The sequence below is a fragment of the Bacillus sp. SIMBA_005 genome (genome assembly GCF_046535585.1).
Taxonomy (GTDB): Bacteria; Bacillota; Bacilli; order Bacillales; family Bacillaceae; genus Bacillus; species Bacillus pumilus.
Genome location: NZ_JAWRWI010000136.1, coordinates 1 through 336 on the forward strand (window position 1 = coordinate 1; position 336 = coordinate 336).

General features: G+C 69.3%; 1 protein-coding gene. It reads left to right on the top strand.

Annotated features, from left to right (window positions below; translation table 11 throughout):
* Nucleotides 1-86 precede the first annotated feature (86 nt).
* On the top strand, nucleotides 87-336 hold a 250-nt coding region (locus SB660_RS19465; RefSeq protein WP_410583887.1), incomplete at its 3' end, for a hypothetical protein.

Consider the following 336-nt stretch of genomic DNA (forward strand, 5'->3'; position numbering starts at 1 on the left):
CGGAAAGGAATCGCTCAAGCCGCTCCGTCACGCGCCGATAACAAAGGCGTCCATCCAACACGGCCAGGCTGGCCGGAGCGCACACCATGACCCGACCCCTCCAGCACGCATCGATCGGCACCAAGCTGTCGATCGCCGCCGCCCTTGCCGCGGGCCTCTGCCTGCTGCTGCTCGCGGTCATCGTCTACCGCGATTCCGCCGACGTCTACGAACGCGAAGCCAGCCTGGCGCTCGCCGATGCGGCCGGTGCGGTCGGCGAGAGCGTCGCCCTCTACGAAGGCACCCTGGTCGACAACACCGAGCGGCTGGGCAGCGCGTTCGCGGCGATGCTCCCGG